Source organism: Microbacterium sp., assembly GCF_035554235.1.
Classification (GTDB): Bacteria; Actinomycetota; Actinomycetes; order Actinomycetales; family Microbacteriaceae; genus Microbacterium.
In genome coordinates this window covers 1-21,625 of sequence record NZ_DATMIO010000009.1, presented here as the reverse complement: position 1 = coordinate 21,625, position 21,625 = coordinate 1, and the positions used below count along the sequence as shown (strand labels likewise).

The following is a 21,625-nucleotide window of genomic DNA, read 5'->3' as shown; positions in this document are numbered from 1 at the left end:
CATGACATCGAGCACCTCGTTGATCATCTCGGGGTCGAGAGCGCTCGTCGGCTCGTCCATCAGGATGAGCTTCGGGTCCATCGCAAGGGAACGAGCGATTGCGACACGCTGCTGTTGCCCGCCCGAGAGCTGAGCCGGCATCTTCTTCGCCTGGTTCGCGACGCCCACACGATCGAGGAGCGCCATCGCCTTCTCCTCCGCGGCCTTGCGGGAAAGCCCGCGCACCCTGATCGGGCCGAGCGTCACATTCTCGAGCACGGTCTTATGCGCGAAGAGGTTGAACGACTGGAACACCATGCCGACATCGGCCCGCAAGGCGGCGAGTTGCTTGCCTTCCTCGGGAAGCACCGAACCGTCGATAGTGATGGTTCCGGAGTCGATGGTCTCGAGCCGGTTGATCGCGCGGCAGAGCGTCGACTTGCCACTGCCCGAGGGGCCGATGACGACGACGACCTCGCCGCGAGTCACGACGGTGTTGATGTCCCGCAGCACGTGCAACTCACCGAAGTGCTTGTCGACATGATCGACGACCACGAGTGGCTCGCCGCGACGGACATTGATATTGGATGTCTTCGGCGCCGCCGTGACATCTTCGGGTGTCGCCATGCCCCCACCCTAGGAGGGCGCGCGGGTCGCCCGCAGGGGGTTGGTGGGGTCTTTACCGGAACGTAACAGTTGCGGAATGCGCGCGGCTCACAGCGCGAGGCGCTGGGCGAATGCCGTCTCGTAGAGGCAGACACTGGCTGCGGTGGCGAGATTCAGGGACTCCGCCCGACCGAAGATCGGAAGGCGCAGAGCGCTGTCGGCGAGCGCGAGGCTCTCGTCATCGAGGCCCCGGGCTTCGTTGCCGAACAGCCACGCCGTAGGTTCGGCGAGCACCCCCGCTGCCCGTGCGGCGAGCAGGTCGTCGCCCTTCACGTCGGCGGCGATGATCCGGAGCCCGGCGGAGTGGGCGCGCTCGACGATGGTCGCGAGCTCCCCGCCGACCGAGACCGGCAGATGAAAGAGCGATCCCGTCGTCGCGCGCACGACCTTCGGGTTGTAGAGGTCGACGGTCCGGCCGGTGAGCACGACCCCGTCCGCGCCCGCGGCATCCGCTGCCCTGATGATCGTGCCGAGATTGCCCGGATCGCGCACTTCCTCGCAGATCGCGATGAGCTTCGGCGACCCGGCGAAGATGTCTTTCACGGATGTCGGCGTCTGGCGCGCGACCGCGATCACGCCCTGCGGGGTCACGGTGTCGGCCATCGCCTCGAGCACCGGCTCGGTCGTGAAGACGACCTCTATGTCGGTGTCGCGGGCGGCCTCCCGAAGGTCGGGGTGCCGCTCCAGCCCCGTCGGTGTGGCGAACAGCTCGACGATGCTGTCGGGGACGTAGGCAAGTGCCTCCCGCACAGCCTGCGGACCCTCGAGCAGGAACAGCCCCGTTTCGTGTCGAGCGCTGCGCTTGGTGAGCTTCGCGACGGCGCGCACGCGCGGCGACCGGGGGTTTTCGAGCACGCGCCCAGTCTAGGCTCGGCGCGCCCCGCCCGTGTGGCGGCGCACACGCGCAGCACCCGTCGGTTCCACAGGGTTCACCGCGGCGACACGCCGCTCGCGTACGAGGGGCGTCCTCCCGGAGGAGGACGCCCCTTGTGAAGCGCGGACTACGCGGAGACCTTGGGGGCCGACGTGTCGGCGGGCAGCGCGGCCTTGGCGGTGGCGACGAGCGACGCGAACGTGGCCGGCTCGTGCACGGCGAGCTCGGCGAGCATGCGGCGGTCGACCTGCACGCCCGCGAGGCCGAGGCCCTGGATGAAGCGGTTGTACGTGAGGCCGTTCTGGCGGCTCGCGGCGTTGATGCGCTGGATCCACAGGCGGCGGAAGTCGCCCTTGCGCTTGCGACGGTCGCGGTATGCGTAGACGAGGGAGTGGGTGACCTGCTCCTTCGCCTTGCGGTACAGGCGCGAACGCTGACCCCGGTAACCGGAGGCACGCTCGAGGATGACGCGACGCTTCTTGTGGGCGTTGACGGCCCGCTTGACTCTAGCCATTTCTCATATTCCTATCGTGTCTCGGGCGCGTCAGCGGCCGAGGAGCTTCTTGGCGACCTTGGTGTCGGCCTTGGACAGAACCTGGTCCTGGTTCAGGCGACGCGTGCGGCGGCTCGACTTCCCCTCGAGGTTGTGGCGCATACCGGCCTGCTGCTTCTTGAGCTTGCCGCTGCCGGTGATCTTGAAGCGCTTCTTGGCACCCGAGTGGGTCTTCTGCTTCGGCATCTTCGGTGTTTCCTTTGGCTGGGGCCCTCTGCGGGGCTTCGTGGTGTGTGCTGCCCGACGAGCGGGAGTCTGTGGTCCTACTCGGCGGGTGCCGGAGCAGGCGCGGCCGTGGTCTTGGCCGCAGTGCTGGTCTCTGATGGGGTGCTGGTCTCGTCCGCGGCGTCTGCGTCGGACGACGTGTCCGCGGGCCCCCCCGAGTTGCCGCCGACCGGGCCGCGCGCGCTGCGAGCGGCTTCCTTGTTCGCAGCACGCACGGCGTTCTGCTCGGTCTTGACCTCGGACTTGTTCTTGTGCGGGGCGACGACCATGACCATGTTGCGGCCGTCGATGGTGGGGTTGGACTCCACCGTGCCGAACTCGGCGACCTCTTCGGCGAACTTGCGGAGCAGGCGCACACCCTGCTCGGGACGTGACTGCTCACGGCCGCGGAACAGGATCATCGCCTTCACCTTGTCGCCCGCCTGAAGGAATCCCTCGGCGCGCTTGCGCTTGGTCTCGTAGTCGTGCTGGTCGATCTTCAGACGGAACCGGACCTCCTTGAGGACCGTGTTCGCCTGGTTGCGTCGGGCCTCCTTGGCCTTCTGCGCTGCCTCGTACTTGAACTTGCCGTAGTCCATGATCTTGACGACGGGCGGCTTCGAGTTGGGAGCGACCTCGACGAGGTCGAGATCTGCGTCCTGGGCAAGACGAAGGGCGACCTCGATGCGGACGACGCCGATCTGCTCGCCTGCCGGGCCGACGAGTCGGACCTCCGGCACGCGGATGCGGTCATTGGTGCGGGGATCGCTGATGCGGAACTCCTCTTTGTGCGGATTCGGCCACCGCGACGCGAGGATTCGTGTCGCGGGCGAATTCGGTTCACAATCCACCCGGCACGTGAAGCGCCCGCACCCTGGCTACCCCCGCGCTGGCGGCGCGAAGGCGGAGTGCTGTGACCCGGTAGCCTGGAACGGCGAGCGCGGGTGGGATGTGAATCCTCTTTCGAGCCGGAGCAGAACGCTCCGGAGCCCGCCATAGTCTAACAGAGAGCAGCCCGTGAGCACGATTCCAGTCCCCGGTGCCCCTTCCGACGACGCCGGGAAGGCCGATCCCGCGCGTCAGGCCCGATGGGACGAGCAGGAGCGCGCCGCCGCATCCGCCGGCCGGGACATCGCCGACGTGCCCGCCGTCGAGGTCATCACCACCGCCGCCGTGCACCTGCTGAGCGCCGCCGCGGTCAAGGTCGGCCTCGCCGATGAACCCGAGCACCAGACCGACCTCGACGAGGCGCGCAAGCTCATCAACGCCCTCGCGGGCCTCATCACGGCGGCGGCGCCCGAAGTGAGCGACATGCACGCCCGGTCCCTCCGCGACGGCCTCCGCTCGGTGCAGCTCGCGTTCCGCGAGGCATCCGTCATCCCCGACCCGATCGGCAAGGGTCCGGGCGAGAAGTGGACGGGTCCCGTCACATAGTCCCTCGAGGGGTCACGAGGAGCGGGTCAGCGGGTCTCCCGATACGAGGGTCACGGTGAGGGAATCGACAAGCACAGCGATCCGGTCATCGGCCGCCCACCTCTTGGCCAGCCGGCCGAGCACCCCGTCGAGCTCGGAGCGATCGAGGCCCGCCATCAGCTCGAGGCGCACGACGAGCTCGGGTCCGCGCAGCCGGGACTGCGGATCGCCGGGCGCCACCGACAGGTCGAGCACCGCGAGCTCCGACGCGACCGACGCCGTGAGCGCCGCGAAGACCTCGGGCGACGCGTAGCTCGGCTCCCACGGGACCCCGCGGGCGATCGCCCACACGGCGGGGCGGCGGAGAACGAACTCTGTCTCGGAGCCGGGATCGACAACGACGAGGTCGGTGCCTTCGTCTGCCGCCGCCAGTGCGATGCGCCGCACCGGCGTCGGGATGGGCCGCGCCGCGGCATCCCATCGCCCCATGGCGGCCACGTCGCTGAACGCCGGCAGCACTGTCCGCCCGTCGGGAGCCGCCACCGTGACGATCGAGAGCTCCTGCGTCTTGTCGACGGTCTGACGATGGGGCCCGACAGCGGTCTCGCCGAGCTCGGCGACGAGCGGCATCAACAGGCGCACGTCCCGCAGCGCGTCGACCACCGCTTGCGGACTGACATCGCCCGCACGGAACAGCCGGATCGCGTCGACGAAGGCCGGCGGGGCCGAGCCGTCATCCGCGGCGTGCGTGTTGGGCTCGAACGATCGGCCGGCCCAGGGAACGCCCGCGGAGTCGGCGGAGGAACCTTCGTGGTCAGCCGGCCGCGACATCCAGCGCCTCGGCGAGCGTGAAAGCCCCCGCGTAAAGCGCCTTGCCGACGATCGCGCCCTCGACGCCGAGCGGCACGAGATCGCGCAGGGCGGCGATGTCGTCGAGGTTCGAGACGCCGCCCGAGGCGACGACGGGCTTGGGGGTGCGCGCGGTGACATCCCGCAGCAGTTCGAGGTTCGGGCCCTGCAGCGTGCCGTCCTTCGTGACGTCGGTCAGCACGTAGCGGCTGCAGCCCGCGGCCTCCAGCCGGTCGAGGACGGTCCACAGGTCGCCGCCGTCCTTGGTCCAGCCGCGCGCCGCGAGGGTCGTGCCGCGCACGTCGAGGCCGACGGCGATCGCCTCGCCGTAGCGGGCGATCACGTCGGCGGCCCACTCGGGATTCTCGAGGGCCGCGGTGCCGAGGTTGATGCGCGCCGCGCCGCTCTCGAGGGCGGCCTCGAGGGTCGCGTCGTCTCGGATGCCGCCCGAGAGCTCGATGTTGACGCCCTTGACCTGCTTGATCACCCGGCGCAGCACCGACGCGTTGCTCCCGCGTCCGAAGGCGGCGTCGAGGTCGACGAGGTGAATCCACTTGGCGCCCTGGCGGGCGAAGTCCGCGGCCGCGTCGACCGGGTCGCCGTAGCTGGTCTCGGTGCCGGCCTCGCCCTGCGTCAGCCGGACGGCCTTGCCGCCGGCGATGTCGACAGCGGGGAGAAGGATCAGTTCGGGCGTTGACGCGAAATCGTTCATGGCTCCTCGTGCGTTCTCGTGGCGGCGGGCGCCGTCCACTGTTGGCACGAAGTTAGAGACTAGCCCTGCCCAGTCCGTCGATCCAATTGGCGAGCAGACGGATGCCGGCGGCGCCCGATTTCTCGGGGTGGAACTGTGTCGCCGACAGCGGGCCGTTCTCCACCGCGGCGAGGAAGGGAGCACCGTAGGTGGTCCATGTCAGCAGGGCGGGCGTCATTGGGGGCTGTACGTCGAGCAGCCATTTCTGCGCGCCGAACGAGTGCACGAAGTAGAAGCGCTCGTCCTCGATGCCGCGGAACAGACGCGAGCCCTCGTCGGGTTCGACCGTGTTCCAGCCCATGTGCGGCAGCACCGGGGCGTCGAGCTCGGTGACGACGCCCGGCCACTCCCCCATCCCTTCGGTGTCGACGCCGCGTTCGACGCCGAGCTCGAAGAGCACCTGCATGCCGACGCAGATGCCCAGGACCGGGCGGCCGCCGGCGAGACGCCGATCGATGAGCTCGTCGCCCCGGCTGGCGCGCAGGGCATCCATGACGGCGCGGAAGGCGCCGACGCCCGGGACCACGAGGCCGTCGGCTTCCATCACGAGAGCGCGGTCTCTGGTCAGCCGGGCATCGGCACCGGCGACGGCGAGCGCCTTGACCGCCGAGTGGACGTTGCCCGAGCCGTAGTCCAGCACCGCGACGACGGGACGATCCACCCCGCCGTCCCGCCGCTGCGGATCGTCTGTCACAGCGCGCCCTTGGTGCTGGGGACACCCACCACGAGCGGATCGATGGCCTTCGCCTGGCGGAACGCGCGGGCGAACGCCTTGTACTCGGCCTCGGCGATGTGGTGCGGATCGCGCCCCGAGAGCACGCGGACGTGCACGGTCAGGGCCGCGTTGAACGCGATCGCCTCGAACGTGTGCCGAACGAGGGAGCCCGTGAAGTGACCGCCGATGAGGTGGTGCTCGAAGCCGGCCGGCTCGCCCGTGTGCACGAGATAGGGCCGCCCGCTGATGTCGACGACGGCCTGCGCCAGCGCCTCGTCGAGGGGGACGAGCGCGTCGCCGTACCGCGAGATGCCGGCCTTGTCGCCGAGGGCCTCTCGAATCGTCTGGCCGAGGACGATCGAGACATCCTCGACCGTGTGATGCGCGTCGATGTCGGTGTCGCCCGATGCCCGGACCGTCAGGTCGGTGAGCGAGTGCTTCGCGAAGGCCGTGAGGAGGTGATCGAAGAACGGCACGGTCGTGTCGATGTGGCTCTTGCCGGTACCGTCGAGGTTCAGTTCGAGCTCAACGGTCGACTCGCTGGTGGCCCGGGTGCGGCGCGCGGTGCGGGCTGTCGTCATGGTCGCGAGTCTACCGAGGCGAGGGCTTCGAGGAATGCCGTCGTCTCCTCCTCGGTGCCCGCGGTCACCCGCAGGCAACCGGGCAGCCCGACGTCGCGGATCAGCACGCCCTGGTCGTAGAGCGCCTGCCACGTGGCGCCGGGATCCTCGACGCCGCCGAACAGCACGAAGTTGGTCCACGACTCGAACGGCTCGTAGCCGAGGGCCTCGAGCGTGGCCGACATCCGGTCGCGCTGGGCCACGATCTCGTCCACCATGCGCAGCATGACGGGCGCGTGCCGAAGCGCGGCGAGCGCCGCCGCCTGAGTCAGGGCGCTCAGATGGTATGGCAGGCGCACGAGGCGGAGCGCGTCCACGACGGCGGGGTCGGCCGCCAGATAGCCGACGCGGGCGCCGGCGAAGGCGAACGCCTTGCTCATCGTGCGCGAGACGACGAGGCGCGGGCGGTCCGCAAGCAGCGTGAGCGCGGAGCGCTCCTCGTGCGGTGCGAACTCCTGGTATGCCTCGTCCACGACGACGATCCCCTGGGTGGCGTCGTACACCGCTTCGATGACATCGAGGCCGAGGGGCGTGCCGGTCGGGTTGTTCGGCGCACACAGGAAGACGACGTCGGGCTCGGCCTCCGCGACCTGCGATGCCGCGTCGTCGGGGGTGATCGTGAAGTCGGGTTCGCGCCGCCCCGCCACCCACTCCGCCCCGGTGCCGTTGGTGAGCAACGGGTACATGGAGTACGTGGGTGCGAAGCCGAACGCCCGGCGTCCGGGGCCCGCGAAGGCCTGCAGCACGTGTTGAAGGACCTCGTTCGATCCGTTGGCCGCCCACACCTGTTCGGTGGTCACGCCGTGGCCGAGGTAGTCGGCGAAGCTCTCGCGGAGGGCGACGAACTCGCGATCGGGATAGCGGTTCACCTCGCGCAGGGCGAGGGCGAGCGAATCGAGGATGTCGTCCGCCACCTCTTCGGGCACCGGATGCGTGTTCTCGTTGACGTTCAGGGCGATGGGCAGTGCGGCCTGCGGCGCGCCGTAGGGGATCTTCCCCCTCAGGTCGTCGCGGAGGGGCAGGTCATCGAGGCTCACACTCACCACACCATGCTAGAGCGCGGGGCGGGAGGGTGCGGCGGCCGGGTCACGGGGCGGGGGCGTACTCCGCCGGGATCGCGAGGCGCTGGCCGGGGGTGATGGTCACATCTTCGAGCGCGTTCAGGCGCGCGATCGCATCGACCACGTCACGCGGGTCGGCGGCGGGGGCGATGTCACCGGCGAGCGACCAGAGGGTGTCGCCGCCCGAGACGGTGACCATCTCGAACGAGGCGGAAGGCGCCGCGTCATCGCGTGCCGCGATCGCCGACCCGCCCGCCACGATCGCCAGCCCGAGGGCGAGAACCGCGGGGAGGGCGGTGAGCACGGCCAGAACGCGACGCCCGCGTGCCGTGAGCCGCAGACGGGTGCGTGTCGTGAGCCGCAGTCCCGTGCGCGCCGGGAGCCGCAGTCGCGTGGCGTGGAGAGGTGCGATGCCCTGGCCGATACCGGCGGATGCGGTGATCGTCGTCATGACGTTTTCCTTCCGAAGTTTGGCGTAGTTTCGCATTCGACTCTCGGCCGGGAGTGCCGAATGCGAAGCTACGTACCGAAGTTATCTTCGATGTTCTAGAGTGTCAAGCGAGTATTCGAACGAATCGTCGCTTTGCGGGCGACACGCTCGAACAAATCTGTTGAAATCGGCCGGATTTCGGATACGGTTTCGATAGCGACAGCACATCAGTGACCACCGACATTCGAAGACGACACCTGCCGGCAGGCACGAAGGAGCACTCATGAGCGAAGCGAGCCAGACCTCCGCCACGGACGCGATAGCGGCATCTGAAGTGCGCGAGAAGCCCCAGACGGCGAAACCGCAGACGGAGAAGCCGCAGACGCGGCGGCGGAAGAGTCTCAGCGACAAGCAGATGGCGATCCTCGAAGTGATCCAGCGCTCCATCGCCCGCCACGGCTATCCGCCCAGCATGCGCGAGATCGGCGACGCCGTCGACCTCAAGTCGCTGTCGAGCGTGACGCACCAGCTGAACCAGCTCGAACCGAGCGGCTACCTCCGCCGCGACCCCGGCAAGACCCGTGCCATGGAGGTGCTGATCGATCTTCCGGGGAGCTCGACCGAGAACCCGGCCGACACGAGCCCCGCGGTGGGAGACGCCGCGATGGTGCCGCTCGTCGGCCGCATCGCCGCGGGCGTGCCCATCACCGCCGAGCAGCAGGTCGAAGAGATCTTCCCCCTGCCCCGTCAGCTCGTGGGCAAGGGCGACCTGTTCATGCTTCGCGTCAGCGGCGAGTCGATGATCGACGCCGCCATCTGCGACGGCGACTGGGTCGTCGTGCGGTCGCAGCCGGATGCCGAGAACGGCGACATCGTCGCGGCGATGCTCGACGACGAGGCGACGGTCAAGACCTTCCGCCGCAGGGACGGGCACACCTGGCTCCTCCCCCGCAACTCCGCGTTCGAACCCATCCTCGGCGACGACGCCACCGTGCTGGGCAAGATCGTGGCGGTCCTCCGGGCGGTCTGACGGTCGTCGCTGCGGGGCTTGCTCGGGCATGCAAAAGCGGGCCACCGCAGTTCGCGGTGTCGCTGAGCGCCGTGTTTCGCGGCGACCTACTCTGGGTCTGTGCCCCAGACGCTTCCGTACGGTTCCTGGCCCTCCCCGATCACCGCGGCCGACGTCGCCGTGGCATCGCCGCGCATAGACGGGGCGCGCTTCGTCGGCGACGCCGTGTGGTGGAGCGAGGGCATCCCCTCCGAGGGCGGGCGGACGGCCATCTTCCGGCGGGCGTCGCACGGCCGCTCCGATGTGGAGCCCATCCTGCCGGGGCCGTGGAGCGCACGATCGCGCGTGCAGGAGTACGGCGGCGGAGCCTGGACGGTCATCGACCCCGACGACGTCGTGTTCGTCGAGCACTCCGATCAGCGCGTGTGGCGGCTGAGCCCCGGCGGCGACCCGCAGGCCCTCACTCCCAAGGGCCTGGGCATGCGCTTCGCCGACCTCACCGCCGCGGACGGGCGGCTCTACGCCGTCCGCGAGACGCACGCAGACGGGTCGGCGCCCGTGCGCGACATCGTGATCGTGCCGCTCGATGGCACCGCGGCCGACAACGCGGCGGCGCTCACCGTCGTGGTCGGCGGCACGGACTTCATCGCCTACCCGACGTCATCCGGTGGCCGATTCGCGTGGGTCTCGTGGAACCACCCCGAGATGCCGTGGGATGCGGCGACCCTGCACGTGGGACGCCTGGCGCCGGATGGCACCATCACCGACGCGATCCTCGTCGCCGGGGGGCCAGGCGTCTCCGCCCTTCAGCCGGCGTGGACCGGGCCCGACGAGCTCACCTACATCGCCGACCCCCACGGCCGGTGGAACCTGTTCCGCGTGCACCTTCAGGGGCGTTCGGCCGCCGCGGTGGCGCCGGTGGCCATCCACGACTCCGACACCGGCGGTCCGCTCTGGAATCTCGGCCTGCGCTGGTTCGCCCCGCTCGAGGACGGGCGCATCCTGGCGATCCGCACGCACGGCCGCGACGAACTGGTGGTGATCGAGCCGACCGGCATCCGCACCCTCGGCATCCCCCTCTCGAGCTCGCTCCTGCTGCGCGACGTGCGCGGCACGCGCGCGCTGCTCACCGGCGGCGGCGCCCGCACGCCGGGCGGGTTGTGGACGCTGGATGTCGATGACCCGAGCACCCTCGCGGCCGTGCGCGGAGGCGCCGGGCTCGATGCCGCATGGCTGCCCGCGTCACATCCGGTGACGTTCGAGGGTCCATCCGGCGACGTGCACGCGTTCGACTACCCGCCGACGAACCCCGACGTGAACGGTCCCGACGGCGAGCGCCCGCCGTACCTCGTGCTCGTGCACGGCGGCCCGACCAGCCACGTCGCGGGCGAGGCATCCGCCGCCATCGCCTACTTCACGAGCCGCGGGATCGGCGTGCTCGACGTCAACTACGGCGGGTCGACCGGCTACGGGCGCCGCTACCGCGAGCGCCTGCACGGGCAGTGGGGCGTCGTGGACGTCGAGGATGTCGCGGCCGCCGCGCGGGGACTGGCCGCGGCAGGGGTGGCGGACCCGCGACGGCTCGCGATCAAGGGCGGGTCGGCCGGCGGGTGGACCGTGCTGTGCGCTCTGGCGGACACGGATGTCTTCGCCGCCGGCATCAGCCGGTACGGCGTCGCCGACCTCCGGGCCCTCGCCGAGGACACCCACGACTTCGAGGCCCGCTACCTCGACCGCCTCGTGGGTCCGCTGCCCGAGGCGCTCGAGGTGTACATCGAGCGATCGCCGCTCACGCACTCCGAGCGGCTGCGCGCACCCGTGCTGATCCTGCAGGGCGCCGACGACCCCGTCGTGCCGCCTGCCCAGTCCCGCGCGATCCGGGACGCCCTCGCGCACAACGGCGTCGCGCACGCGTACGTCGAGTACGAGGGCGAGAGCCATGGGTTCCGGCGGGCCGAGACGATCGTGCACGCGTTCGAGTCGGAGCTCAGCTTCCTCGGCCAGGTGCTCGGGTTCGACACGCCCGGGGTGCCTGTGCTGCCGCTGGACTGACGCGCCCCGGCGGCGGCCGACATCTCCGTCGAGTGACGGGATGCCGGCCGATACGGCGGGCTAGACCCGGAAGGGCTCGAACTCCGCCGCGAGGCGCTCCGAGACATGCGCGTGCAGGGCGGTGCCGCCCTCCTCGTGCACGGCCGAAAGGATGTGTCCCGAGTCGTGCGCCGCGGAGATCAGGTCGCCGCGCTCGTAGGGAACGAGCGCCCGCACCTCGACGGCCGGGAGCGGCAGCGCCGCCTCGACCGCGGCACGCAGTTCGGCAATGCCCTCGCCGGTGCGGGATGACACGAAGAGCGCGTCGGGTTCGAGTCCGCGCAGCACGAGGCGCGTGTCGTCATCGACCAGATCGGCCTTGTTGAACACGACGATCTCGTGCGAACCCCGGGCCCCGACATCCGCCATCACGTCGCGGACCGTCTGCAGCTGGCTCGCGGGATCCGGATGCGCCGCGTCGACGACGTGCAGGATGACATCGGCGCCGGCCACCTCCTCGAGCGTCGAGCGGAAGGCCTCGACGAGCTGGTGGGGCAGGTTGCGCACGAATCCGACCGTGTCGGTGAGCGTGAACGTGCGACCGTCGGATGTCTCCGAGCGGCGCACCGTCGCATCCAGCGTTGCGAACAGGGCGTTCTCTACGAGGACTCCCGCGCTCGTGAGCCGGTTCAGCAGGCTCGATTTGCCGGCGTTGGTGTACCCGGCGATCGCGACCGAGGGGATCGTGTGCCGCTTGCGCTCGGCCCGCTTCGCCTCGCGCGCCGGACCGAAGTCGCGGATCTGACGACGCAGCAGCGCCATCTTCGTGCGGATGCGGCGGCGATCGAGCTCGATCTTCGTCTCACCCGGACCGCGCGAGCCCATGCCCGCGCCGCCGGCGCCGACCTGGCCACCCGCCTGCCGGCTCATCGAGTCGCCCCAGCCGCGCAGGCGCGGAAGCAGGTATTCAAGCTGTGCGAGCTCGACCTGCGCCTTGCCCTCGCGGCTCTTGGCGTGCTGGCTGAAGATGTCGAGGATGACGGTCGTGCGATCGATGACCTTGACCTTCACGACATCCTCCAGCGCACGGCGCTGGCTCGGCGCGAGCTCGGTGTCGGCGATCACGGTGTCGGCGCCCACGGCCTGCACGAGGTCGCGCAGCTCCCCGGCCTTGCCGCTTCCGATGTAGGTCGCGGGGTCCGGGTGCGGGCGGCGCTGGAGGACGCCGTCGAGCACGACCGCACCCGCGGTCTCGGCGAGGGCCGAGAGCTCGCGGAGCGAGTTCTCGGCGTCCTCCTGCTCGCCCTGCGGGTAGACGCCGACGAGCACGACGTTCTCGAGTCGCAGCTGCCGGTACTCGACCTCGGTGACGTCTTCGAGCTCGGTCGAGAGCCCGGGCACGCGGCGGAGCGCGGCGCGCTCCTCGCGGTCCCATTGCTCGCCGTCGCCGTCGTGGGCCGTCGTCGAATCGTCCTGCAGGGCCTGGGCGGTCCCGGTCACACGACCATCCGTGCGGGGCTCGCCGGCCCCGAAGACGCGCACGCCCGAGCGCGCTTCGGCGCGCGCCAGGACCCGCTCGACCGGATCGGTCGGCGTCTCGCTCGGCTGTGTGGTCGTATCCGTCATGTATCGCCTTTCAATGCTTCAGTTCTCCGATGTTCCTCGTGCCGCGGCCCCTGCGGGGCGGGGAGACTATCAGATGAGCATTCCTAAACCCTAGCCTCCCCCACCCGCGTCGACTCCGCTACGCTCGCTCCCATGGGGAGCGATCACTACTTCAGCGCCGCCCCGTCGTCTCCCGAGAATCAGCGTCGCATCCAGGTCACCCTCGCGGGCCGGGATGTCGAGGTCACCACCGCCGGCGGGGTGTTCAGCCCCGATCACATCGACGCGGGGACGGCGGTGCTGCTTGCCAACACTCCACCCCCGCCTCCCGGCGGGCACATCCTCGATCTGGGGTGCGGGTGGGGTCCGATCGCGCTCACCGTCGCCCTCGACTCGCCTCACGCGACGGTGTGGGCCGTCGACGTCAACGAGCGTGCCCTCGACCTGGTGCGCCGGAACGCGGCGGCCCTCGGGCTCGACAATGTCAACGCATCCCTGCCCGACGATGTTCCCGACGAGATCTCGTTCCGCGGCATCCGCTCGAATCCGCCGATCCGCGTGGGCAAGCACGAACTCCACGGCCTGCTCGAGCGCTGGATCCCTCGCCTCGACGAGCGGAGCGATGCGTGGCTCGTCGTGCAGCGCAACCTCGGCTCGGATTCACTGCAGCGCTGGCTCGCTGCGACCTTCCCCCAGGGCTACAGCGTGCACCGCGCCGCGACGAGCAAGGGCTTCCGCGTGCTGCGGGTGCGCCGCCACGGAACCCCGGCGACCGAACCCCTGCGCGTCATCCGCTGAGCGGCGGCTAGCCGGTCAGCGGGCGAGCGCGACCTCGCCCGAGAACACAAGGGTCGCCGGTCCCGAGAGGGCGACGTGCTCGCCTTCCTCGGTGGGGAACATCCGCACGCCGAGCGTGCCGCCCGGCACATCGACGCGCCAGTGGTCGGGTGCCGCGGCTCCGGCCCAGTGCCGGACGGCGAGCGCCGCCGCAGCGACGCCCGTGCCGCAGCTCAGGGTCTCGCCGACGCCTCGTTCGAACACCCGCATCCGGATGGCACCGACCCCGTCGTGAACCAGCGGGTCGCGGGGCACCACGAATTCGATGTTCGCGCCGTGCGGCGGCACGGGGTCGAGGTGCGGGACGACGGTCAGATCGAGTCCCTCGAGCTCCTCGGCGGACTGCAGAGCGACCACGATATGCGGGTTGCCGACGTCTATCCTCAGGCCAGGGCGCGACACCGCGAGACCGCGGGCGCGCACGAGGGTTTCGACCGGATCGACGCGCCAGCGCCCGAGATCGACCTGGAAGCCGGTCTCGCTGCGCGCGAGGTCGCGGACGCCCGCGCGGGTGCCGATCGGCAGCGTCGAGCCGCTCGGCAGTGTGGCGAGCCCGGTCTCGAGCACGTACTTGGCGAAGACCCGGATGCCGTTGCCGCACATCTCGGCCTTCGAACCGTCGGCGTTGCGGTAATCCATGAACCACTCCGCGCCGGGCTCCTCGGCCAGCGCCGCGGCGCCCTCGCTGATGTTCGCCGAGCGGACGACGCGCAGGATGCCGTCGCCACCGATGCCGAAGCGGCGGTCGCAAAGTGCGGCGACCTGTTCATCGCTCAAATCGAGGTCGCCCTCGGGATCGGCGATCACGACGAAGTCGTTGCCGGTGCCGTGACCCTTCGTGAAGGCGATCGTCTCGGGCATCGACCCAGTTTACGGGGCCCGCCGCCGCGGTCGTCCGCCTCAGTCGGCGATCAGGCGCTTGCCCGTCGTGGTCGTCGAGAACCGCTCGTAGCCGAGCGTCTCGTAGAAACCCAGCACGTCCTCGTTGCCCGGACGCACCATGAGCTGCACCTTCGGGCACCCCAGCTCGAGCAATGCGTCCTCGGCGGCCGTCACGAGGGCCCGGGCGATGCCCTCGCCGCGCCTCCTGGGCGCCGACGCCAGGTAGTACATCCAGCCGCGGTGGCCGTCGTACCCGGCCATCACGGTCCCGACCACGTCGTCGTTGTCCACCGCGACGAAGAAGAGCTCGGGTTGGACCGTGAGCTTTCGCTGGATGTCGAGGTGGGGGTTGTTCCACGATCGGGTGAGGCCCGTCTGCTGCCACAGTGAGATCACGGATTCGGTGTCGCGAAGCGCAAAGGCACGGATGCTGGTCATCACCCCAGTATCCGCGCCACGGCCCCCCGATCGCCCGCATCCACCCACAGCGCGCCGGAATACCGCGTGAACCACGACACCTGGCGACGCGCGTACCGGCGGGTCAGCGCCTGGGTCTCGGCGATCGCATCCGCCCGCGACGCCGTCCCGGCGAGCTCGGCAAGGGCCTGCGCGTACCCGATGGCCCGTCGCGCGGTGACGCCGCGCTCGAGCCCCCGCGCGCGCAACGCCTCGACCTCGTCGACGAGTCCGTCGGCCCACATCCTCTCGACCCGGGAATCGAGGCGGGAGACGAGCTCGGCGCGGGGAATCGAGATGCCGATCACCGTCGCGGGCCGCCAGGGCACGGGCTCAGCCGGCAGGGCCGCGCCGTGCGTCGCCTCGCCCTGGGCGAGCACCTCGAGCGCCCGGACGATGCGGCGACCGTTGCGAGGATCCACCCGGGCCGCGGTCGCGGGATCGGCCGTGCGCAGGCGCTCGAAGAGCACTCCGGGCCCGACCGCGTCCAGCTCCGCCTCGAGGGCGGCGCGCAGCGCCTCGTCGCGCGGCGGGAAGCGGAAGTCGAAGAGCACGCTCGACACGTACAGCCCAGATCCGCCGACGAGGATCGCGTGCGATCCCCGATGCAGAATGTCGAGGATCGCCGCTCGCGCCGCACCCTGGTAGCGGGCGACGGCCGCGTCCTCGGTCACATCGAGCACGTCGAGCAGGTGATGCGGGATGCCGCGGCGCTCGCTCATCGGGAGCTTGGCCGTACCGATGTCCATGCCTCGATAGAGCTGCATCGCGTCGGCGTTCACCACCTCGGCGGGGGTTCCCCGGGTTGCGAGGGCCTCGGCGAGGTCGAGGGACAGCCCGCTCTTGCCGGTACCGGTCGCGCCGACGACGCCGAAAAGTCGCGGCCCCGTGGACCCCGGCTCGCTCACTCCCCGGCGCGCAGGGTGGGCAGGCCGAGCGAGACGACGCGCGGCGCACCGTCGACCGGTGCCGCCGCCGGGATCGCGCACGATTCGGCCTGCGAGCGATCCCACGCGTCGCCGGCGCGGGTGCGCCGGATGCGGAGCGCCGACCCGTCGGGCGCGTCCGCGAGGAGGTGGAACGGCGCGGCGTGGGTGATGCGCACCGAGACGACGTCGCCCGGGCGCGGAGTCTCGCTTCCCGCGGGCAGCTCGAAGTGCACGAGCCGGTTGTCTTCCGCGCGCCCCGTGAGGCGATGCGTCGCGGCATCCTTCTTGCCCTCGCCCATCGAGACCAGCAGGTCGACGTCGCGGCCGACCTGGGCCTGGTTCTCCTCGAGCGAGATGCGATCTTGGAGCGCCTGCAGCCGGCCGTACCGCTCCTGCACGACGGCCTTGGGCACTTGATCCGGCATCGTCGCGGCGGGCGTGCCTTCGCGGATCGAGTACTGGAAGGTGAATGCGCTCGAGAAGCGCGCCTTCTCGACGACGCGCATGGTGTCCTCGAAGTCGTCGTCGGTCTCACCGGGGAAGCCGACGATGATGTCGGTGGTGATGGAGGCGTTCGGGATGCGCTCGCGCACCCGGTCGAGGATGCCGAGGAACCGATCGCTGCGGTAGGAGCGACGCATGGCCTTCAGGATGCGGTCGCTGCCCGATTGGAGCGGCATGTGCAGCTGAGGCATCACCGCGGGCGTCTCGGCCATCGCGTCGATGACGTCGTCGGTGAACGCCGCGGGGTGCGGGCTCGTGAAGCGGACGCGCTCGAGCCCTTCGATCTGGCCGGCGGCGCGGAGCAGCTTGCCGAAGGCCTGGCGGTCGCCGAACTCGACTCCGTAGGAGTTCACGTTCTGGCCGAGGAGTGTCACCTCGATCGCGCCGTCGTCGACGAGCAGACGCATCTCGTTGAGGATGTCGCCGGGGCGGCGATCCTTCTCTTTGCCGCGCAGGCTCGGCACGATGCAGAAGGTGCACGTGTTGTTGCAGCCGACAGAGATGGACACCCAGCCGCTGTACACCGAATCGCGCTTCGTCGGGAGTGTGGAGGGGAACACCTCGAGCGACTCGAGGATCTCGAGCTCGGCCTCGCCGTTGTGGCGGGCGCGTTCGAGAAGGCGCGGGAGTGAGCCCATGTTGTGGGTGCCGAAGACGACGTCGACCCAGGGGGCCTTCTCGAGCACGGCCTGCTTGTCCATCTGGGCGAGGCAGCCGCCGACCGCGATCTGCATCCCGTCCTTGCGTCGCTTGACGGATGCCAGGTGGCCGAGCGTGCCGTACAGCTTTCCCGCCGCGTTGTCGCGCACCGCGCACGTGTTGATGATGACGACGTCGGCTTCTTCGCCAACCTCGGCGCGGACGTAGCCGGCGCTCTCCAGCGAGCCCGACAGCCTCTCGGAGTCGTGGACGTTCATCTGGCAGCCGAAGGTGCGGACTTCGTAGGATCGCGCGATGCCGGCCGCGTCGTGGGCGGCCGGCGAAGGGGCGATGAGGGTGGGGGTGCCATCCAGCAGAGTCATGATCCCCCGATTCTACGGCCCGATCCGGGGAGCCCGGCGGGAGGGCTCAGCGGAACCGGACGCCGGATCCGCCGGCCTGACGACGCTCCTCGGCGAGGGCGGTGCGGGCGGCCTGTCCGGCGGCGGCTCCCCCGAATCCGCGCCGCGCGAGCATTCCCATCAGGCGCCGCGTCGCGGTGTCGTCGTCGTAGCGCGTCAGCGCACGTGCCTTCGCCCGTGCGAACTCCAGTGCGCGTTCGGCATCGTCGTCGGGGAGCTCCGCAATGACGGCGTCGATGACCTCACGGCTCACGAGCCGCTTGACCAGCAGCTGACGAACCGCCCTCGTGCCCATGTCCTTGCGCGTGGTGGCGGCGTAGACCAGCTGTTCCGCGAGCGCGGCATCATCGAGCCAGCCGCGCTGCACGAAGCCGTCGACGATATCGGCGGCCTCCTCGTCGGTCAGCCCGTCGGCGCGCAGCTTCGCCCGCGCCTCGGCCACCGACAGCCCGCGGCGGCCGACGCTGCGCGCCAGCCTCGCCGAAGCGGACGTCGCGAGCGACTCGCGGTCGAGCGCGTCCGGCTCGGATTCCGCCTGCGTAGATCCCGTCGGCCTTGATCCCGCGGGCATCGACGGGGAAGCCGCCGGCGGCATGACGCCGGGGAGAAAGGTCACGGGGGCCAGCTCAGGTTGTCGGGCCTGTCGAAACCCACCCCCGTGACCCTCTCTCGCGTCGGTCATCAGGCCGGGCGGCGCTTGGCCAGCTCGTCGGCACCGGTCAGAGCCGCCGCCGCTTCGTCGGCCTTGGGCACGCCGATGCCGAGCGTGGCCTTGATCTTGGTCTCGATCTCGGTCGCGATGTCGGGGTTCTTCAGCAGGAAGTTGCGGGCGTTCTCCTTGCCCTGGCCGAGCTGCTCCCCGTCGTAGGTGTACCAGGCACCGGACTTCTTCACGATTCCGTGCTCCACACCGAAGTCGATGAGGCTGCCCTCGCGGGAGATGCCCGTGCCGTAGAGGATGTCGAACTCGGCCTGCTTGAAGGGCGGCGCCATCTTGTTCTTGACGACCTTGACCCGCGTGCGGTTTCCGACCGCATCGGTGCCGTCCTTCAGGGTCTCGATGCGACGGATGTCGAGGCGCACCGAGGCGTAGAACTTGAGCGCCTTGCCGCCGGCGGTGGTCTCGGGCGAACCGAAGAACACGCCGATCTTCTCGCGCAGCTGGTTGATGAAGATCATCGTGGTGTTCGTGGTGTTCAGGCCACCGGTGAGCTTGCGGAGGGCCTGCGACATGAGGCGCGCCTGCAGGCCGACGTGGGAATCTCCCATCTCGCCCTCGATCTCCGCGCGCGGCACCAGCGCCGCGACGGAGTCGATGACCACGAGGTCGATCGAGCCGGAACGGATCAGCATGTCGGCGATCTCGAGTGCCTGCTCCCCCGTGTCGGGCTGCGAGACCAGCAGCTGGTCGATGTCGACGCCGAGCTTCTGCGCGTATTCGGGGTCGAGCGCGTGCTCCGCATCGATGAACGCCGCGATGCCGCCTTGCTTCTGCACATTGGCGATCGCGTGGAGCGTGAGGGTGGTCTTGCCCGAGGACTCCGGGCCGTAGATCTCCACGATGCGACCACGCGGGAGTCCGCCGATGCCGAGGGCGACATCGAGAGCGATCGATCCGGTCGGGATGACCTCGACCGGCGCGCGCTCGTCGCTGCCCAGTCGCATGACCGAGCCTTTGCCGAACTGGCGGTCGATCTGAGCGAGGGCCGACTCGAGGGCCTTCTCGCGGTTCTCTGCTGAGGGCATGACGTGCTCCTTCTGTTCGCGTTCCGTCGCCTGTAGGCTGTCGCGCCCTGCACCGAGGGTCGGCACGGGATGCTGCGACAAGGCGTGTGGGGTGTTGTGCCGCTCTGAACGCTAGGCGCCGCCTCCGACATTCGAGCCGCGAGACATTGCCGTTGTGAACAGACAGGCGCTCGACACCACCTGTGCAGGAGACTACGGCAGATCGAACAGATCTTCGAGAACGCGGGCGGCGTGTCGGGCGGGATGCGTCAGGAGCGCCGCGGCTCGAGGCGGCCGGCGCCATGGCGGCGGGCCAGGGGCACATCGGTCTCGGCGCACAGCGCGAGCCAGACCTCCCGCGGCGGAACGCCGGCGTCGATCGCCGCGGACGCCGTGCGGTCTCCGACATCCGACAGCACGAGGTCGCTCAGCAGAGCGGGCCCGCGAGCGCCGAACTCGACCGAGACGGCGCGCAGGAATTCACTCCGCCGCACGAACGATCACCGGGCCCGCGCTCAGCGGAACGACAGTTCCGCGTCGACGGATGCGACGAGGTCGTCGGGAACGACATCCGGGAACGGGTGAATGCCTTCGAGAACGGAGATGCGGTCGCCGACTTCGCGCATGATGGTCGAGATCGGAACGTTGAGCGCGTCCGCTACGGAGGCGAGGATCTCGCTCGACGCCTCCTTCTGGCCGCGCTCGACCTCGCTCAGGTAGCCGAGCGCCACGCTTGCGCGGCTCGCGACCTGACGGAGCGTCTGGCCTTTCTGAAGTCGGAAGTCCCGCAGGACGTCGCCGATTTCTTGACGTACCAGAATCATGATGGGCCCCCTCCTTCACTCCTGGACTGCCTACCGGGTGGATAACAGTACAACACCGGCTGATGCCAATCTAATCCCCCGGGCTGTGGGATGGTTGAGAATCACCGAATGTAACCGAGGCGAAACACTCGGTATTCCTCGGGCTGCCCGCCCGGAATCAGAGCGCTTCGCGCGCGGCGACGAGGGCACGCCGCACGGTCTCCGCGCGGATCTGCGCACGATCCCCCTCGAGCCGGAGCGCCTCGACGTGCGTGCCCTCGGGCGTCGAGATTCCGATGAACACCGTGCCGACGGGCTGCCCGTCGGGCGAATCGGGCCCGGCGATCCCGGTGGTCGAGAGCCCGACATCCGCTTGCCGCCCGTCGATGGCCGCCGCCCTCCGGATCCCGTCGGCCATCTGCCGCGCGACCTCGGGGTGCACGGCGCCGTGTGCCGCGAGCAGCGCGGGGTCGACGTCCAGCAGTGAGGTCTTCAGCGCGGTCGCGTAGGCGACGACCCCGCCCCGGACGCTGGCCGACGCACCGGGAATCGATACGAGGGATGCCACCACGAGTCCGCCGGTCAGGGATTCGGCGACGCCGATCGACCAGCCCCGCTCGAGGAGCCGCTCCAGAAGCCGCTCGGCGTCGCCGGCGCTCACGCGCGCCCCCGCTCCCGCCGCCCGCCGCGCACCTCCGTGACGACGTAGTCGATTCCGCTTGCGACCGTGAGGAGAACCGCGATCCACATCGTCGCGATGTTGAGCCAGATGACCCACTCCCCCACGACGGCGGCCAGCGGCAGCAGCGCGAGCGACAGCGCGACCGCTTGCGCCAAGGTCTTGAGCTTGCCCATCCACGCCGCGGCGACGACGTGATCGCTCGCGACGACGAGCCGGTGCACCGTGATGCCCACCTCGCGGACGAGGACGACGATCGTGACCCACCACGGCAGCTCGTTCAGGATCGAGAGCCCGATGAACGCGAAGCCCGTGAGCACCTTGTCGGCGATGGGATCGAGCAGCTTGCCGAGGTCGGTGACGATCTCGTACCGCCGCGCGATCCAGCCGTCGACGCCGTCGGTGGCGATCGCGACGACGAACAGGATCGCCGCCCACCACCGCAGCGGTCCGTCGGCGCCGCCGTCCGCGAGGAGCATCCACAGGAACACCGGCGCGCACAGGATCCGCACGATCGTGATCGTGTTGGGCAGCTGACGGGGCACGGCCATCAGTCGCGGCCCGTCAGGCCCCAGGCATCCTGATCGCCGTCTTCTTCGACGACGGGAAGCCCGTCGTACTGCGCCTCGATCGGGTCTGCGGCGCCCTTCGACTGGCTCAGGGACCGATCGGAAGCCGGGGCGTCCTCGCCGCGCAGCTGCGCCAGCACCCCGGGCAGCTGCTCGGCGGTGACGAGCACATCGCGGGCCTTCGATCCCTCCGACGGTCCGACGATCTCGCGGGCCTCGAGCAGGTCCATGAGCCGCCCGGCCTTCGCGAAGCCGACGCGCAGCTTGCGCTGCAGCATCGACGTGGAGCCGAACTGCGTCGAGACGACGAGCTCGGCCGCGGCGAGCAGAAGCTCGAGATCGTCCCCGATGTCGGCGTCGATCTCCTTCTTCTCGGCCGCGACCGCGACCTCCCGGTACTCGGGCCGCGCCTGCTGCGTG

27 protein-coding genes are annotated in these 21,625 nt (G+C 70.1%); 4 read left to right on the top strand and 23 right to left on the bottom strand.

Annotated features, from left to right (window positions below):
* The 5 genes from VNT50_RS00500 to infC all read right to left on the bottom strand — a co-directional run.
* Positions 1-606, bottom strand: a 606-nt coding sequence (locus VNT50_RS00500; RefSeq protein ID WP_325483146.1) for an amino acid ABC transporter ATP-binding protein, incomplete at its 3' end; no start/stop codon positions are given.
* A gap of 87 nt (positions 607-693) precedes the next feature.
* Complete coding sequence (locus VNT50_RS00495) at positions 694-1,500, bottom strand: TrmH family RNA methyltransferase (protein WP_325483145.1); 807 nt, start codon at positions 1,498-1,500, stop codon at positions 694-696.
* A 146-nt stretch (positions 1,501-1,646) separates the two neighbouring features.
* Positions 1,647-2,033, bottom strand: a complete 387-nt coding sequence (gene rplT / locus VNT50_RS00490) for a 50S ribosomal protein L20 (RefSeq protein WP_325483144.1) — start codon at positions 2,031-2,033, stop codon at positions 1,647-1,649.
* Positions 2,034-2,063: 30 nt separating this feature from the next.
* Entirely contained in the window at positions 2,064-2,258 is a 195-nt protein-coding gene (gene rpmI, locus VNT50_RS00485) for a 50S ribosomal protein L35 (protein WP_036301881.1), read from the bottom strand.
* Positions 2,259-2,335: 77 nt separating this feature from the next.
* Positions 2,336-3,049 (bottom strand): translation initiation factor IF-3, encoded by a 714-nt coding sequence (gene infC / locus VNT50_RS00480; protein ID WP_414683920.1) that lies wholly within the window; start codon positions 3,047-3,049, stop codon positions 2,336-2,338.
* 244 nt (positions 3,050-3,293) lie between these two features.
* On the opposite strand from infC, the gene VNT50_RS00475 reads away from it, so the two are divergent.
* Positions 3,294-3,710: a DUF1844 domain-containing protein gene (locus tag VNT50_RS00475; protein ID WP_414683919.1), complete on the top strand. Its 417-nt coding sequence runs from the start codon at positions 3,294-3,296 to the stop codon at positions 3,708-3,710.
* Positions 3,711-3,722: 12 nt separating this feature from the next.
* On the opposite strand, the gene VNT50_RS00470 is transcribed toward VNT50_RS00475, so the two are convergent.
* Genes VNT50_RS00470 through VNT50_RS00445 form a run of 6 tightly spaced genes read right to left on the bottom strand, consistent with a single transcriptional unit; the run spans position 3,723 to position 8,136 of the window.
* Positions 3,723-4,520 carry an SseB family protein gene (locus VNT50_RS00470; RefSeq protein ID WP_325483143.1) on the bottom strand — a complete coding sequence of 266 codons (798 nt, stop codon included), beginning with the start codon at positions 4,518-4,520 and terminating at the stop codon, positions 3,723-3,725.
* Positions 4,504-5,250, bottom strand: a complete 747-nt coding sequence (gene priA / locus VNT50_RS00465; RefSeq protein ID WP_325483142.1) for a bifunctional 1-(5-phosphoribosyl)-5-((5-phosphoribosylamino)methylideneamino)imidazole-4-carboxamide isomerase/phosphoribosylanthranilate isomerase PriA — start codon at positions 5,248-5,250, stop codon at positions 4,504-4,506. The genes VNT50_RS00470 and priA overlap by 17 nt, the downstream gene beginning before the upstream one ends.
* 52 nt (positions 5,251-5,302) lie before the next feature.
* Positions 5,303-5,950 (bottom strand): imidazole glycerol phosphate synthase subunit HisH, encoded by a 648-nt coding sequence (hisH, locus tag VNT50_RS00460; RefSeq protein WP_325483147.1) that lies wholly within the window; start codon positions 5,948-5,950, stop codon positions 5,303-5,305.
* Positions 5,951-5,979: 29 nt separating this feature from the next.
* Positions 5,980-6,585 carry an imidazoleglycerol-phosphate dehydratase HisB gene (gene hisB / locus VNT50_RS00455; RefSeq protein ID WP_325483141.1) on the bottom strand — a complete coding sequence of 202 codons (606 nt, stop codon included), beginning with the start codon at positions 6,583-6,585 and terminating at the stop codon, positions 5,980-5,982.
* Positions 6,582-7,667, bottom strand: coding sequence for a histidinol-phosphate transaminase (locus VNT50_RS00450; RefSeq protein ID WP_325483140.1), 1,086 nt, complete (start codon positions 7,665-7,667; stop codon positions 6,582-6,584). The genes hisB and VNT50_RS00450 overlap by 4 nt, the downstream gene beginning before the upstream one ends.
* Before the next feature lie 43 nt (positions 7,668-7,710).
* Positions 7,711-8,136 (bottom strand): LysM peptidoglycan-binding domain-containing protein, encoded by a 426-nt coding sequence (locus VNT50_RS00445; protein WP_325483139.1) that lies wholly within the window; start codon positions 8,134-8,136, stop codon positions 7,711-7,713.
* Positions 8,137-8,398: 262 nt separating this feature from the next.
* On the opposite strand from VNT50_RS00445, the gene lexA reads away from it, so the two are divergent.
* Positions 8,399-9,145, top strand: a complete 747-nt coding sequence (lexA, locus tag VNT50_RS00440; protein WP_325483138.1) for a transcriptional repressor LexA — start codon at positions 8,399-8,401, stop codon at positions 9,143-9,145.
* Positions 9,146-9,244: 99 nt separating this feature from the next.
* Positions 9,245-11,176, top strand: a complete 1,932-nt coding sequence (locus VNT50_RS00435; RefSeq protein WP_325483137.1) for an alpha/beta hydrolase family protein — start codon at positions 9,245-9,247, stop codon at positions 11,174-11,176.
* A gap of 60 nt (positions 11,177-11,236) precedes the next feature.
* Here the strand turns inward: VNT50_RS00435 and hflX are convergent, their stop codons facing one another.
* Complete coding sequence (hflX, locus tag VNT50_RS00430) at positions 11,237-12,781, bottom strand: GTPase HflX (protein WP_325483136.1); 1,545 nt, start codon at positions 12,779-12,781, stop codon at positions 11,237-11,239.
* 132 nt (positions 12,782-12,913) lie between these two features.
* Here hflX and VNT50_RS00425 point away from each other — a divergent pair, with 132 nt between their 5' ends.
* Entirely contained in the window at positions 12,914-13,558 is a 645-nt protein-coding gene (locus tag VNT50_RS00425; protein ID WP_325483135.1) for a class I SAM-dependent methyltransferase, read from the top strand.
* A gap of 15 nt (positions 13,559-13,573) precedes the next feature.
* On the opposite strand, the gene dapF is transcribed toward VNT50_RS00425, so the two are convergent.
* From dapF to VNT50_RS00370, 11 genes are all read right to left on the bottom strand, one after another.
* A complete protein-coding gene (dapF, locus tag VNT50_RS00420) occupies positions 13,574-14,458 on the bottom strand; it encodes a diaminopimelate epimerase (protein ID WP_325483134.1) in 885 nt (294 codons plus the stop codon).
* Positions 14,459-14,497: 39 nt separating this feature from the next.
* Entirely contained in the window at positions 14,498-14,917 is a 420-nt protein-coding gene (locus VNT50_RS00415; RefSeq protein WP_325483133.1) for a GNAT family acetyltransferase, read from the bottom strand.
* The gene (gene miaA, locus VNT50_RS00410; RefSeq protein ID WP_325483132.1) at positions 14,917-15,843 is read right to left on the bottom strand and encodes a tRNA (adenosine(37)-N6)-dimethylallyltransferase MiaA; all 927 of its coding nucleotides are present in this window, start codon (positions 15,841-15,843) and stop codon (positions 14,917-14,919) included. Before miaA ends, VNT50_RS00415 begins: the two co-directional genes overlap by 1 nt.
* Positions 15,840-17,390: a tRNA (N6-isopentenyl adenosine(37)-C2)-methylthiotransferase MiaB gene (gene miaB, locus VNT50_RS00405; RefSeq protein ID WP_325483131.1), complete on the bottom strand. Its 1,551-nt coding sequence runs from the start codon at positions 17,388-17,390 to the stop codon at positions 15,840-15,842. The genes miaA and miaB overlap by 4 nt, the downstream gene beginning before the upstream one ends.
* A 46-nt stretch (positions 17,391-17,436) precedes the next feature.
* Positions 17,437-18,045 carry a regulatory protein RecX gene (locus VNT50_RS00400; protein WP_325483130.1) on the bottom strand — a complete coding sequence of 203 codons (609 nt, stop codon included), beginning with the start codon at positions 18,043-18,045 and terminating at the stop codon, positions 17,437-17,439.
* 65 nt (positions 18,046-18,110) lie between these two features.
* Positions 18,111-19,175, bottom strand: coding sequence for a recombinase RecA (recA, locus tag VNT50_RS00395; protein WP_325483129.1), 1,065 nt, complete (start codon positions 19,173-19,175; stop codon positions 18,111-18,113).
* Between the two features lie 248 nt (positions 19,176-19,423).
* On the bottom strand, positions 19,424-19,648 hold the full coding sequence (locus tag VNT50_RS00390; protein WP_325483128.1) for a DUF3046 domain-containing protein: 225 nt from the start codon (positions 19,646-19,648) through the stop codon (positions 19,424-19,426).
* A 21-nt stretch (positions 19,649-19,669) separates the two neighbouring features.
* Positions 19,670-19,978, bottom strand: coding sequence for a helix-turn-helix domain-containing protein (locus tag VNT50_RS00385; RefSeq protein WP_325483127.1), 309 nt, complete (start codon positions 19,976-19,978; stop codon positions 19,670-19,672).
* Positions 19,979-20,135: 157 nt separating this feature from the next.
* Positions 20,136-20,618 carry a CinA family protein gene (locus VNT50_RS00380; RefSeq protein WP_325483126.1) on the bottom strand — a complete coding sequence of 161 codons (483 nt, stop codon included), beginning with the start codon at positions 20,616-20,618 and terminating at the stop codon, positions 20,136-20,138.
* Complete coding sequence (gene pgsA, locus VNT50_RS00375) at positions 20,615-21,187, bottom strand: CDP-diacylglycerol--glycerol-3-phosphate 3-phosphatidyltransferase (protein WP_325483125.1); 573 nt, start codon at positions 21,185-21,187, stop codon at positions 20,615-20,617. Before pgsA ends, VNT50_RS00380 begins: the two co-directional genes overlap by 4 nt.
* Positions 21,187-21,625 (bottom strand): DNA translocase FtsK (locus VNT50_RS00370; RefSeq protein ID WP_325483124.1); only part of this gene is annotated, 439 nt, incomplete at its 5' end. The genes pgsA and VNT50_RS00370, both read right to left, overlap by 1 nt.